Raw genomic sequence first — 13,994 nt, 5'->3', positions numbered from 1 at the left:
CCCAATCATGCAATCATGCTACAGATCCCGCCGAAGATCTTCCAATCGGAAAATCATGTAAGTTTCCGTGAGCGTCGATGATACGGAAGAGGACTTGATGTTTACGTTGATCGCGCAGCTTCTCCCACGCTCTTCGGAAATGCTTTGCTTGTTCTGCGAGCGGCAGCACCGCGGATGGCCCGACAATGACTTCGGTCGAATTGAGTTGTGCCGCCGTGAGGATGATGGCTTCGAGAATATTGGAGGATGGCACGACAAGCAGATGCACCGGCTTGCCTGCCTTTTCCGCAAGCGCGACCACGTGAGTGAACAGCAATTGCTTGAAGCTCGTGAAAAGATGATGTTCATGAATGCCCTTGTACCCGGTGTCGGGTCCTTTGGGGACCTTTACGGTCATCACGACCAGGTCTTTTTTGCCCGTGTGCGTCAGCTCCAGAGCTCTGCGGACGTGATCGAGTGTGTGGTAGTCGCGAACGAAACAGAGCGTGTTTCCGGGCCGAACGCCGAGGCTCTCGTTTGACACGGTTTCTTGCGGGTGTGTCTGGAATTGATCCATTTCGACGTGGGCGGCCACCCCCTCTTTCCGGTCGTTGATGCGCTCCGAGATCTCAAAAATGAGGAAGAAGACCAGCGTGAAGGCGACGCCGCTGATCGTCGCCACCTCTTTGGTGATCAAGTTGATTCCGGCAACCGAGAACAGCAGCGCTGCAATCACCCCCAGCCCCATCGGAATCTCGTTGCGGCCCAGATTGATATTGAAGGGAACCTTCCACTCGCGCGGCGATTTATCTTTAAAGCGAAGGACCACCATTGCCAATCCCTTGAAGGCAAATGACCAGATGACGCCGAACGCGTAAGCCTCGCCCAGGACATAGACGTTACCGCGGGAGCCAATGATCGTCGCAAGTTGCAGGATCACGATCAGGTTGATCATGCGATGGCTTGTGCCGTATTTCTTATGGGGTTCGCGGAACCAATCGGTCATTACGCCGTCTTCCGAAACCCTGTTGAGAACGCCGTTGGATCCGATAATGGCCGTATTCACAGCCCCCGATAACATCAGAAAGCCAACGATGACGATGAAAGCCTGGAAAAGAAGTTTCAGCGGCATCGGGCCGGCCAGGTACAAGGCAATGCCGCTGATCAGGTTGTCAAAATACTGTGGCCGGACCGGGTCGGGGATGATGGCATAGGCAAAGAACGAAACCAGCGAGGTGAACAGCAGCGAATAGACGAAGATGACAAATCCGGCCCGTACCAGGTTTTGATGCTTGGGGTACTCCAACTCGCGGTTGACCTGAGCGAGGGATTCTTCACCGGACATCGCCAGAAACGAGTGCCCGAAGGCAATCACGATGCCGATCAGCCCGAAAAGAGCACCGGCGTTGGGCACGAGACCGACGAGCGGTTTGGGTTCTGCCTCTTCCGGCGCGGGCGTCGTGGCGGGTGGCGCTACTATGGGCAGTTGCCGCAGGGCCCCCGGCAGGATTTTGGGTAACCACCCCACGGCATCGTGATTGAACGCGAGGTGGCCCGGCTGCGGCATGGGCGGCAAACGCTTCATTGCGGGGTGCGTCCAGATCGTCAACCCGCACCACCCAATCAGCAGCACCACCATGATCGTCGTCACATACATGATCCTCAGCGCATCGTCCGACGATTCGTGGATGCCCTTCGTGTTGCGCCACCAGAAGTAAAGGGTCACCAGGACGGCGAGGCCGGCGGCCAACAAGTTTATCCTGGCTTTCGAAGGGGTCCAGGCATATCCCAAATGGGTGGCCGTTTGCGCCACGAGGCCGACGATATACTGCCCTGCCGAAACACCTGAGATCGGCCCCGTCAGGATGTAGTCGAACATCAGGGCCGAGACCGAAACTTTGGCGAGGGTACCCCCCATCGCCTCTTTGACGACACGGTAGACTCCACCGCGTGTAAACATTCCGCACGATTCGATATAGACAGCCCGCACGGCATAAGAGAAAAGCATGACCCCAAAGATAAACCAGGGAGCAGCGCGTCCAACCGCTTGCTCGGCGATGCCGCCGACGTAGTAAGCCGACGAGCCGAGATCGTTGAGGACAATGGCGGCAGCGCGCCAGAAGGAAATGAACGAGAGCATCACCGACGTCACGACGACCACTTTCGTCGCCTGTTTGGCCGGGTTCATCGGACCTCCGGGAATGTGGAAGAACCTGGAGCGGACTATAACACAGCGCCTTTGGCCCCACCAACAGGGTGCGCGGCAACTCCTTTGAATTGAGAGTCATTCTCGAGATGACCCTGTTCCCCAATCAAGATTCACACACCCCGAACCGTTTTTCCTCCCCCTATTTTCACGGCAACGATTGCACAGTGAAAACTCGGGGGTGTGTCTAAGTGAACAGACAATGATTATTGTTGCCTGTACCATATTGGGTGAGGGGTAAAGCAGCCGGACTGCCATCGAAATCCGTGCGCCCACTACATTTTTATTCCCTCCGCTTGAAATCTGAACTGGAAGGATAGCCAACACTTACGCTCTCCTAAGAAGGGGGGGATTATGGGATCGTCTTTTGGCATTGGTTTTTTCCCGATTGTCTTCATTATCATCGTGCTCTACCTGCTCAGTTCCGTCAAGATTCTCTCGGAATACGAACGGGGTGTCATTTTTCGCCTCGGGCGGCTGTTGGAACAGGCCAAAGGCCCCGGCCTGATCTTCGTTTTCAAACCGATCGACCGCATGGTGCGTGTCTCTTTGCGCGTCGAGACGCACGAAGTGCCGGCGCAAGATGTCATCACCCGTGACAACGTCGCAGTCAAGGTGAATGCCGTCGTGTATTTTCGGGTGATCGAACCACGCAAAGCCATCGTTGAGGTGCGCGACTATTTCTTCGCCACGTCACAATTGGCGCAGACCACATTACGGTCCGTGCTGGGCGAAGTGGAACTAGACGACCTGCTCTCGCAACGCGAAAAACTGAACGACCGGCTGCAGTCGATCATCGACCAACACGCCGGACCCTGGGGCATCAAGGTCGCCCTGGTGGAAGTGAAGCAAGTGGACCTCCCGGAGCAAATGCAGAGGGCCATTGCCAAACAAGCGGAGGCCGAACGCGAAAAGCGCGCCAAGATCATCCATGCCGACGGTGAGCTGCAAGCCTCGCACAAATTGATGGAAGCGGCCGAGGTCCTGTCGTCGCAGCCGACGGCCATGCAACTTCGATATCTCCAAACCCTGACAGAGATCGGGGTTGAGAAAAACACAACCATTGTCTTTCCGCTGCCCATCGACCTCATCACCGGCCTGGCTTCCCTGATCAAGAAGTAGGGCCCTGATTGAAGGAGCGGAAAGAATCTCAAGGAAAATGATTTGTTCGGGAGGGAGGCTCCGGTAGATTCAATTCGGAAATACTGGCTCAAACCCTTGATTTCATCATGGAGCATCAGGACCAGTTCACGCGTCGTCCTGAGGCTGGTCGTCATGGTCTGGTTTTGATCTACCCGCCGGCTGGAGATGAATGTACGGAAGCTGCCACATGGATGAGAGAAGTTCCTGATCTCGCCCCTCACGTCGGCGGCGCTTCGGGTCAACAGGTGGCGTGATACCGAAAGTGAGTGACAGATTCCGGTGTGGGGATCGTGTCACCGTCAAGCCATTTGCACGCTGGCGCAACCGCCACTGCGGACCAAGGGGATAAGCTGACATGACAGAGGAAGTCAAAACTGGTACTATCCTGATCAGAGACAACACTCTATTGCCGGAAGGTGTGCAGGTTGAATGCGAACCCCATTCGAGGGGATGGAGATTAATTAAAAACTTCGATGGTTCCACCCTCGATCGAAGGATCACCAAGGCGGGATGCAGTTTTTTCTACCTGGCGGGTGAATCTACGGGGAGCGCCTTCGGCTCGAACAGAGAAGTGACCCGGGAACGGGCAGTTCGCCGGATCCTGTCACACCTGAAGGCGGAGAAGTTTAATTGCCTGGAAATCACCCGAGTGGAGGCAAAGCGTTTTCTGGGAGTCCCCTATGTGACGGTTTCAGCCAACGCGCGACATATTCAGACGAGCGTCTTTCTATTCCCCAGCACACACCCTGCTGAATGGGATTTGGGCAAACCAGCGGCTGCGTGATTCGACAATCGAATTCCAAAGGGAACCCGGGAGCCCCAAGGCCGAGCTTTGATCCGCGGCTTTTCAGGGAAGCATTTTCGATTCAGGATCAAAGAAGCTTGTTTAATTCTCTGCGGTCCCGATCCAGCGGAACGGCCCTTCCGCGGGAGGGCATGATCTTTCTTCACCTTGGTCAAAGTGGCCGATAAGGATACCCGGATTATGGAACACGGCTCAACCAGTTCAACACTTAGCCGCATTGCATTCATCGGCAACTACTTGCCGCGCCACTGCGGTATCGCTACCTTCACGACCGACTTGTGCGAGGCCATGGCTGCCGAATACGCTGCAACCACCTGCATTGCCCTTCCCGTCAACGATCGAGAAGAGGGTTACGCCTATCCGGCACGCGTTCGATTTGAGCTGACAGAGAAAGATATTGACTCCTATCATCGCGCCGCCGATTTCCTGAACATCAACAACGTCAACCTCGTGTCCCTGCAATTTGAATACGGCATCTTTGGCGGGCGGGCCGGCAGCCATATCCTGGCCCTCTTACGCGAATTGCGCATGCCCATTGTCACGACCTTGCACACCATTCTTCGCGAGCCGGACCCCGATCAGCGGCGGGTACTTCAAGAAGTGGCGGGTCTGTCGGATCGGCTGGCCGTCATGAGTGACTGCGGCGCGGAATTTTTGCGGGAGGTCTATGCCGTGTCACCGGAGAAGATTGATCAGATTCCACACGGCATCCCTGATGTGCCTTTTGTAGACCCGAGTTTTCACAAAGACCTGTTTGGCGTCGAAGGCAAACTCGTTCTGCTCAGCTTTGGGTTGCTCTCGGCGAACAAGGGGATCGAAAATGTCATCGCCGCCCTCCCCGAAATTGTGGCCCGCTATCCGAACGTGGTGTACATCATCCTCGGAGTGACCCATCCCCACGTGATTGAGTCCGAGGGGGAGACGTACCGGTTGTCTCTCCAATGGCTGGCTCAGGAGAAGGGGGTGGAAGGCCACGTGATTTTCTACAACCGGTTTGTCAGTCTGGTGGAACTCATCGAGTTCATCGGCGCGGCGGACATTTACATCACCCCTTATCTGAATGCGGCCCAAATCGTCTCCGGCACCCTGGCTTACACCCTGGGCGCCGGCAAGGCCGTGATCTCGACTCCGTACTGGTACGCGGAAGAGATGCTGGCCGAAGGACGAGGAGCGCTGGTGCCGTTCCATGATCCCGCGGCCCTGGCTGCGCAAGTGATTGACCTGCTGGACAACGAGGCCAAACGTCACGCCATGCGGAAGCGCGCCTATCTGTATGGCCGGGAGATGATCTGGCCGACCGTGGCACGTCGTTACATGGAGAGCTTCGAGCGCGCCCGCGCCGAACGTCGGCATTTCACTCCTCCCGGCTTCATTGCCAAAGCGCTGGACAAACACCTGGGTGAACTTCCTCCGCTCAAACTGGATCACTTGCACCACATGACGGATGAGACCGGCATCCTGCAGCACGCCATCTTTACAGTCCCCAACTATAGCGAAGGCTACACCACCGACGACAATGCCCGCGCGCTGATGGTGACTGCGCTCCTGGAGGCGCTGGGCAACACGGAGTCCTTCGAACTGGCGTCCCGGTATCTCGCCTTCATCTGGTATGCATTCAATACGGAGACCCGGCGGTTCCGCAACTTCATGGACTACCAGCGCCACTGGATGGAAGATGGCGGTTCTGACGACAGCCACGGTCGCGCGCTATGGGCGTTAGGCACGATGCTGGGCCGCTCCAACTCACCGGCCCTCCATAGTATGGCCGGCCGGGTGTTTGAGCAGGCCCTGCCCGCCATTCGCGACACGACCAGCCCGCGGGCCTGGGCCTTCGCGCTGCTCGGAATTCATGAGTACCTTCGGCGATTTGCCGGGGATCGACAAGCCGGTCAGGTGCGGGAGGAATTGGCCGGACGACTCTTGACGTTGTATCAGAGCCACCGCGCGGATGAATGGCATTGGTTCGAGGAAGGGCTGACCTATTGCAACGCGGCCCTGCCGCATGCCCTGCTGATGTGCGGACAGTTTATGCCGGACAGCAACATGACCGAGGCCGGCCTGGAGTCGCTCCGCTGGCTGGCTGCCTTGCAATGCTCTGACGTCGAGGGGGGGCATTTTGTCCCGATCGGCTCTAATGGTTTTTATCAGCGGGGGGCTGAACGCGCCCGCTTCGATCAACAACCCGTCGAGGCCCAGACCATGGTCTCGGCCTGCCTCGAAGCCTACCGAATCACAGCCGACAAGCGTTGGCGGAAAGAAGCCCGGCGGGCCTTCGAGTGGTTCCTTGGTCGCAACGACTTGAACCTGCCGGTTTACGACCCAACGACGGGGGGTTGCCGCGACGGTCTGCATCCCGACCGGCCGAACGAGAATCAAGGCGCGGAGTCTACCCTCGCCTTTCTTCAATCCCTGCTGGAGTTGCGCCTGGCTGAGAATGCTCTTCTTACTGTGGAGACACAATCTTAATGACCCGACGATATACCGAACTCTTTCGCCGTCATACCAATAACCCCATCTTGACCGCCGCCGATTGGCCGTATCTAGTCCACACCGTTTTTAATCCCGGGGCCGCATTACTGCCCAACGGAACCACCTTGTTGTTATGCCGTGTGGAGGACCGGACCGGACATTCCCACCTCTGTGCGGCGCGCTCCGCGAATGGCGTAGACGGCTGGATCATTGACCCCCAGCCCACGTTATTGGCGGACCCCGAGCACTATCCGGAGGAAATGTGGGGAATTGAAGACCCACGCATCACCTTCGTCCCCGAACTAAAGCAGTATGCCATTGTTTATACCGCCTACACCCGGGACGGTCCAGGCGTGGCCCTGGCGCTCACGGAGGATTTCTCCCACTTCAAACGCTATGGTTTGATCATGCAACCGGAAGACAAGGATGCCGCGCTCCTGCCTCATCGGATCGGCGGCCATTGGGCCTTGATCCATCGCCCCGTCAGCGCGCCCGTCGCGCACATGTGGATCTCCTACTCCTCCGACTTGCGCCAATGGGGCAGTCACAAGTTGATGCTGCAAGCCCGAAAGGGCGGGTGGTGGGACGCGAACAAGATTGGCCTCTCGTCTCCACCCATCGAAACCCCTCAGGGTTGGCTGGTGATTTACCATGGTGTAAGGCAGACAGCGGCTGGCTCCATCTATCGGCTGGGACTGGCCCTGTTTGATCTGCAATCGCCGGAGAAGTGCCTGAAACGGAGTGCCGAGTGGATTTTTGGGCCCGAGCAGTCCTACGAGCAACATGGAGATGTGGGCAAAGTCGTGTTTCCCTGCGGGTACACCATCGCCCCCGATGGCGACACACTCCATTTGTATTACGGCGCCGCCGATACAAGCATCGCCCTGGCCACCGGCAGTGTTCGCGCTATTCTGAAGTGGCTGGAACAATCCAGGTAGACAACTTGCGGGGTTACAGATCGCATAAAACTGGAGGCACGCGCCACCTTGGCCGCTCCACACTCCGATGAATCGGAGCGGGCGCGTTTAGAGGACGGGTGCAGGGCATCAGCGTCTGTGCCCCCAAAGAGGGGAAGAGCCCCCGTCGGCAAAGAACGCCGGCGAGGCTACCAAAGCCTCGCATTGAGGACCCTATCGAGCCGAGTAAGCGCCATCAAGCCCCAGTTAAAGGAGGACTCATGAAAACATCATCGTTTGCAGAGGTGGAAGAACGGTATGCTTTGCTGAGCGCGGAGGAGTTTGCCGCGATCGATCGGGCCAACCTGACCGACGAAGCTCAAGCGGCCTACGACGAGGAGGCTACCCGCCGCGGGATCGCAGGATCGACGGCCGCGAAATCCACGGAGGTAGAAACATTGGTGGTACCCCAGGCATCCCAATATGTGGGCGTGCGAGGATGGCTCCTGCTCCTTTGCCTTGCCCTCACGGTGTTTAGCCCCATTGCCACGGTGTTTTTCCTGGTAGCGAACTACCAGGGCGCCGCTCAATACTTCGAGCAATTTCCGGGACTGAGGTTGATCGGCCAGATTGATATTGTCCTGAGTGTCGGCATGATGGCCTTCAGCGTGTACGCGGGCGTGGGCCTGTGGCGGAAGAAACATAATGCGGTCCGGATCGCAAAGGCGTATCTCTGGACCTACCTCGGATACTCGATCGTAGCGAGCGGCCTGCCCTTTGCCGCAGGCCTTCCATCGTCCACCCATGAGGCGATGATTATTGAAGTCGTGAAGAACCTGTTTCGCTCTCTGTTGTTTTTTGCCCTGTGGTATGCCTATCTGAATGGATCAAAGCGCGTCAAGGCGACATTTCCAGCCGGTTCGTCCATGTGACCGGTCGGGGATTTTCCGCTTTTGACGGAGTCGGGTAAGAGATCTCGAATGACTTGATGCAAGACACAGGCCGCGATGGATCGGGGCCTGCGGCACCCGTGCATCATTCACCCCAAACTGGAATACGCCTCCGTCGCAGGCATGCAAAGAGCGCATGCCTGCGGCACCCGTGCATCATTCACCCCAAACTGGAATACGCCTCCGTCGCAGGCATGCAAAGAGCGCATGCCTGCGGCACCCGTACGTCGAATCAAGGCATCATTCACCCCAAACTGGAATATGCTTCCGTCGCAGGCATGCAAAGAGCGCATGCCTGCGGCACCCGTGCGTCGAATCGAGGCATCATTCACCCCAAACTGGAATATGCTTCCGTCGCAGGCATGCAAAGAGCGCATGCCTGCGGCACCCGGCACCCGGTCTGTTGCGACCTGAAAAATGAAATAAGGGTTGAGCGTCATATTTGACTATGGTCGTTGACTATGGTATTAGTCATTCTTCGTCTGAGGAGGACAGGTCCATCATGGAAGAAATCGCCATCTCGAAGTTCAAAGCAACTTGTCTGGCCATCCTCGAGCGTGTGCGCCAGACGCGGCGCCCGATCCGAGTCACCCGGTTTGGGGAGCCCGTGGCGGAGGTTGTCCCCCCTTCCCAGAAAGCGAAAAAGGGACGGTGGCTTGGCTCCATGGCCGGCACGATTGAGATCAAGGGCGATATTATTGCTCCCGCGAGTGCCGAGAATGATTGGGAGGTCCTTAACTCTTGAAGCTTCTCCTGGACACGCATATCTGGATTTGGAGCCTCGCTGATCCGGTCCGACTCAAGGCCCGTGTCCTCAAGGCGCTTGAGAATCCGGCCAACGAGAAATGGATTTCTCCGATCAGCATTTGGGAACTGATGGTCCTGGTCGGGAAGGGCCGCATACGCCTGAACGCAGACGTGGAGGAATGGATTGCACAGGCGCTCCAAACGGCACCGGTCAGAGAAGCTCCTCTCACGACCGAAGTCGTTCTGGCCACTCGCAATATCCATTTGCCCCATCGAGATCCAGCCGACGGGTTTCTAGCGGCTACGGCCAAGGTCTTTGGTCTGACATTGGTCACAGCCGACGCCCGATTGCTCGCCACGAAGGGGATATCGTTTCTTCCAAACCGCTGAGATCCTTACAGAGCGGCACCCGACACAATGCAGTTGGCAGCCATCACTGGAAGACGGTTCCATCGCAGGCATGCAAAGAGCGCATACCTGCGGCACCCGGGGTGGGAAAATGGTGCCTGCGGCACCCGACCCCTGCGCCATCCAACGCAAACCGGGATACCTTCCATCGCAGGCATGCAAAGAGCGCATACCTGCGGCACCCGGGGTGGAAAAATGGTGCCTGCGGCACCCGCACCCGAGTGGAGTCATAAATTGGTCTTAAGGAGGTCAATCTAATGAAGCGTTCTTGGATATTCCTGTACACCCTGTCAATCCTGTTGATTGGTGTTGTTGTTGCGCAGGCACAACCGAAAGCCGCGCCGATCACCGCCATCAAGGCCGGCCGTCTCATTGATCCCGAGACCGGCACGGCGTCCATCAATCAGGTGATCCTCGTCGAAGGCGAAAAAATCAAGGCCGTCGGTCCAAATCTCTCGATCCCCGCGGGCGCGACGGTCATTGACCTGTCAAAGCTCACGGTGCTTCCCGGCCTCGTCGATGCACACACGCACATGGCGCTGACATACAAAGAGCGGCCGGAGAACGATTATTATTACCTCACCTACATTACCGATTCATCGCCCTTGCGGGCCATCCAGGCGGCCTCCAACGCCATTCAGCTTCTCAACTCCGGCTTCACCGTCGTCCGCGACGTCGGGAACAACGCGCTTTACACCGACACGGCCCTGCGTCAGGCGATCGAGCAGGGTTGGCTGCCCGGGCCCACCGTGATCCCTTCGGGGCCGATGATCGGCAGCACGGGCGGACAGTTCTGGCCGACGCCGGAAATGTACAAGTACCACAACATCATGTTCCCCGAATACATCGACGCCAACAGCCCCGACGAAATCGTCCGCGCAGTCCGGGAAAACATGCTGTTTGGAGCGAGAACGATCAAGCTGTGCATCGACTGCAAGCCGTGGGGCTATTCGGTGGAGGACATTAAGCTGGCCATCCGGGAAGCCGCGAAAGGCGGCTGCAAGGTCGAGGGACACGTGCAAACTCCCGACGGAGCACAGCGGGCCATCGACGCCGGCATCTACATCATCGCCCACGGCGATGCGTTGACCCCTGAACACCACCGACAAATGGCCGAGAAGGGGATATTCCTGACTGGCACCGATACACCGTTCACCCCTTACCGTGGGAGCGAGCCGGCCTTCAAAAAAACGGTTGCACTCCTTCGTGACGCCTGGGAAAAGAAGGTGCCGCTGACCTTCTCGACCGACTTCGATTATTGGAATGACCGGATGAAAGACGAAAAGACCGGCGAGTGGCTCAGCCGCGGTGATCTGACGATTGAGTTCCTCAAGACGTGGAAAGAGGCTGGCATTCCCACAGCTGACATCCTGCGAGCCATGACCATCAACGGCTACAAGGCCGCCGATATCATTCAAGAGCGCGGGCCGATCAAGCCGGGCTTCTTCGCCGATCTGATCGCTGTCTCGGGCGACCCGCTCGCCGACGTCGACGCCTTGCGATCTGTTCAATTCGTGATGAAGAACGGCATGGTTTTCAAGAGGGATGTCGTGATGGTGCCGGAAAAATTCTTCCACCCCGGTCCGGTCAGAACGCCCAATGGCAGGTGGACACGGTAAGGAAAATCGTGGAACCTCCGATGTACCTAATACAATGGTCATTGAAAATGTTTCAAAATCGTGCATGAATCAACGTAGGGGCGCATAGCTATGCGCCCCTACCGCGAAGATTCTACATAACCCCATGTAACGTAATTTCCAACGTTTGTACTGTCGGCGTAAATCCTCGTGCAAGCCAGCGGTTCACTCATACCGCAACGCCACCAGGGGATCGACTCGGGTGGCGCGGCGGGCAGGAAAATAGATGGCAAGCAGCGCCGCGCCTGCCAACACCAGAGCGGCCGCGGCAAAAGTCGCGACGTCCGCTGGACGCACTCCGAAAGGCAAGTGAGACAGAAGTCGCGTCAAGGCAACCCCACCCGCCAGACCGATTCCCAAGCCGGCCAGCATGAGAATCCCGCCTTGTCTTAAGACCAGCTTCAAAATCGTCCCCCGTTCTGCTCCGAGGGCCATGCGAATGCCGATCTCCCTTGTCCGTTGGCCGACGCTGAATGACACCACACCGTAAATCCCAATCACCGCCAGGAGCAATGCCACGGTCGCAAAGCTGCCCAGAAGCAAGGCAGCCAGACGCTGGGACGCGATGCTGGCCGCCCGCGCCGTATTCAGGCTCTGCACCTTAAACACGGGCTGGTCCGCATCCACACCCCGTACCACCTCTCGCACGGCTGGCGCCAGGCCCGCGGGATCGCCAACGGTGCGAACCGCGAGTGACATCGTGGTCTTCGAATCCTGGGTGAGCGGGTAATAGACCTGGCCCAACTGACCTTTCACGAGGAAAGTGAGGACGGGGCGCTTCACGTCGCCGACCACTCCCACGATTTCCCGCCAAGGATCCTTCTCCTCCAATCTGAACCTTTTGCCCAGGGGATCCTCGTTGGGCCAATTCTGTTTGGCCGTCCATTCATCCACCAGGGCCACCAGGACCGTGTCGATCTGGTCTCTTTCGTCGATGAGTCTTCCGTGCAAAAGGGGAATTTGCATCGACTTGAAATAGTCCGGCGTGACGGCATCATGGAGGACGATCGGTTGCTTGGTCAGTCGAGACTCCGGGCGGCCTTCAATGTGGAGGGCGGATCCATGGACATCATCGCTGGGAGGAAGGGCGTCGCAAGCCCCGACGCTCTGAACCCCCGGAAGCGCCCGGATCCGCTCCAAGACCGCATCGAAAAAAGCGACCTGCTTTTGCGGGGTTGGGTATTGACGATCCGAAAGTGCAATATTGAGGGTCAGCACACTGCGAGAGTCATATCCCGGATAGGCTGAGCGCACCCGCAGGAAGGTTCTAAGCATGACCCCGGCCACAATCAGGAGCACGAACGTCAATGCGACTTCGCCGGCAACCAGGACACGTCCCATGCGATGGCGCGCACCCCCACTCAGGGTTGTGGTCGACTCCTTCAGGGCCTCGTTCAAGTTGGTCTTCCAGACCTGCATGGCAGGCACCAACCCAAACAGGACACCCGTCGCCATTGAAATAAACAATGTGAAAAGAAGAACGCCTCCATCGAGCCGGATCAGTTTGAGGTTGGGCAGGCTGCCAAGGCCGAATGAAGTGATGAAATCGATCCCCCAGAGGGCCGGCAAAATTCCCAGGAGACCTCCCAGAACAGCCAGGAGCACGCTCTCCGTCAGCAGCTGCCGGACGAGCCCGTTGCGGCTCGCCCCCAGGGCCGTGCGAATCGCCATCTCCTTCTGGCGCCCGGTGCTGCGCGCCAACGAAAGGTTTGCCACATTGACACAGGCAATCAACAGGACCAAGCCCACGACCCCAAAAAGAATCCACAGCAAAACCTCGATGTCTTCCACATAGGCCGCTTCAACCGGCTGCAGCCGGACGACGCCTCCTCCCCACTCCCGGGGAAACTGCTGCTCCATGCGGCGAGTGAACTCCACCATCCGCTGCTGCGCCGCCTCGAGACTCAAGCCCGGGCGAAGCCGTCCCATCACTCCCAGGTGACGACTGCCACGTTCGGTGTCACGAGGTCCCGAGAAAACCATGGGCGCATAAATCTGCTCTTCTTCCAGGTTAACGAAATCCTTCGTCAGCACGCCGATGACGGTCCGGGGCGCTCCATTAAGCACGATGGTTTTTCCCAGAATATTGGGGTCGCTCCCCAAATGGGATCGCCATAGGCCATCGGTCAGGATAACGACGGCTTCATGGCCCGGATCTTGATCCTGGGGCTGAAAGATCCGGCCTAGCTGCGTTTTCGCCCCCGAAATTTCAAGCAACTCAGCAGTTGCTCGAACCCCCGGCACACGCTCGGTCCGGTCTGCCAGGCGGAGACTGAAGCCTTCATCTTCAAAGGCCGCCAGTTTTGAAAACACCCCGCTCTCGTTTTTCCAGTCCATGTAATCCGGCCCGGAAGCAGGCACATTGTGCCAGCCGCGCGAGGGATTCTCCGTCCACACCATCACCACTCGATCCGGCTCGGGAATGGGTACCGGAGTCAGAAGGGCTGCACGAACCACGCTGAAGATGGCGGTGTTGGCGCCGATCCCCAGTGCCAACGTCAGGACGGCAACCGCAGTGAAGCCCGGGCTCTTGATCAGCAACCGCAAGCCATAACGAAGGTCTTGTAGGAGTATTTGCATTGACGCAGCCCTCCGCCTTTGTTAGAGCACTTTCACGTCCATTCAGGTGGAACGAAAGCCCTTTGCAAACATGATATTCATAAGCCGCGGCACCCTTTGCCTGACAGGGACTGTCCGATTCTGGGACGCTCTTGTCCGAAACCGAGAATGGCCTCGCCTTCGAAAGGCTGACCG

Annotated in this window: 12 protein-coding genes; 9 read left to right on the top strand and 3 right to left on the bottom strand. The window is 57.8% G+C overall.

Annotated elements, in window-relative coordinates; translation table 11 throughout:
• Window positions 1–13 precede the first annotated feature (13 nt).
• Window positions 14–2,167: an APC family permease gene (locus LAO21_16030; protein ID MBZ5554226.1), complete on the bottom strand. Its 2,154-nt coding sequence runs from the start codon at window positions 2,165–2,167 to the stop codon at window positions 14–16.
• 372 nt (window positions 2,168–2,539) lie between these two features.
• On the opposite strand from LAO21_16030, the gene LAO21_16025 reads away from it, so the two are divergent.
• From LAO21_16025 to LAO21_16000, 6 genes are all read left to right on the top strand, one after another.
• Window positions 2,540–3,307 (top strand): slipin family protein, encoded by a 768-nt coding sequence (locus LAO21_16025; GenBank protein ID MBZ5554225.1) that lies wholly within the window; start codon window positions 2,540–2,542, stop codon window positions 3,305–3,307.
• A 107-nt stretch (window positions 3,308–3,414) separates the two neighbouring features.
• Complete coding sequence (locus LAO21_16020; protein ID MBZ5554224.1) at window positions 3,415–3,582, top strand: hypothetical protein; 168 nt, start codon at window positions 3,415–3,417, stop codon at window positions 3,580–3,582.
• 101 nt (window positions 3,583–3,683) lie between these two features.
• Complete coding sequence (locus LAO21_16015; GenBank protein ID MBZ5554223.1) at window positions 3,684–4,112, top strand: hypothetical protein; 429 nt, start codon at window positions 3,684–3,686, stop codon at window positions 4,110–4,112.
• A gap of 201 nt (window positions 4,113–4,313) precedes the next feature.
• Window positions 4,314–6,599 carry a glycosyltransferase family 4 protein gene (locus LAO21_16010; GenBank protein ID MBZ5554222.1) on the top strand — a complete coding sequence of 762 codons (2,286 nt, stop codon included), beginning with the start codon at window positions 4,314–4,316 and terminating at the stop codon, window positions 6,597–6,599.
• Window positions 6,599–7,540 (top strand): glycosidase, encoded by a 942-nt coding sequence (locus LAO21_16005; protein MBZ5554221.1) that lies wholly within the window; start codon window positions 6,599–6,601, stop codon window positions 7,538–7,540. Before LAO21_16010 ends, LAO21_16005 begins: the two co-directional genes overlap by 1 nt.
• Window positions 7,541–7,779: 239 nt before the next feature.
• Window positions 7,780–8,430 (top strand): DUF2569 domain-containing protein, encoded by a 651-nt coding sequence (locus tag LAO21_16000; GenBank protein MBZ5554220.1) that lies wholly within the window; start codon window positions 7,780–7,782, stop codon window positions 8,428–8,430.
• 107 nt (window positions 8,431–8,537) lie between these two features.
• Here the strand turns inward: LAO21_16000 and LAO21_15995 are convergent, their stop codons facing one another.
• Window positions 8,538–8,888 carry a hypothetical protein gene (locus tag LAO21_15995; protein ID MBZ5554219.1) on the bottom strand — a complete coding sequence of 117 codons (351 nt, stop codon included), beginning with the start codon at window positions 8,886–8,888 and terminating at the stop codon, window positions 8,538–8,540.
• Between the two features lie 62 nt (window positions 8,889–8,950).
• Between LAO21_15995 and LAO21_15990 the strand changes: the two genes are divergently transcribed.
• The 3 genes from LAO21_15990 to LAO21_15980 all read left to right on the top strand — a co-directional run bounded on the left by LAO21_15990 (window position 8,951) and on the right by LAO21_15980 (window position 11,222).
• Window positions 8,951–9,193, top strand: a complete 243-nt coding sequence (locus LAO21_15990; GenBank protein ID MBZ5554218.1) for a type II toxin-antitoxin system Phd/YefM family antitoxin — start codon at window positions 8,951–8,953, stop codon at window positions 9,191–9,193.
• Entirely contained in the window at window positions 9,190–9,585 is a 396-nt protein-coding gene (locus tag LAO21_15985; protein ID MBZ5554217.1) for a type II toxin-antitoxin system VapC family toxin, read from the top strand. The genes LAO21_15990 and LAO21_15985 overlap by 4 nt, the downstream gene beginning before the upstream one ends.
• A gap of 275 nt (window positions 9,586–9,860) precedes the next feature.
• On the top strand, window positions 9,861–11,222 hold the full coding sequence (locus LAO21_15980) for an amidohydrolase family protein (protein ID MBZ5554216.1): 1,362 nt from the start codon (window positions 9,861–9,863) through the stop codon (window positions 11,220–11,222).
• A 183-nt stretch (window positions 11,223–11,405) separates the two neighbouring features.
• On the opposite strand, the gene LAO21_15975 is transcribed toward LAO21_15980, so the two are convergent.
• Complete coding sequence (locus LAO21_15975; protein MBZ5554215.1) at window positions 11,406–13,820, bottom strand: ABC transporter permease; 2,415 nt, start codon at window positions 13,818–13,820, stop codon at window positions 11,406–11,408.
• Window positions 13,821–13,994 lie beyond the last annotated feature (174 nt).

This window comes from Terriglobia bacterium, assembly GCA_020073085.1.
In the GTDB taxonomy this organism is placed as follows: Bacteria; Acidobacteriota; Terriglobia; order JAIQFV01; family JAIQFV01; genus JAIQFV01.
The sequence above is the reverse complement of the archived record's forward strand: the minus strand, read 5'-3'. Positions and strand labels throughout refer to the sequence as shown.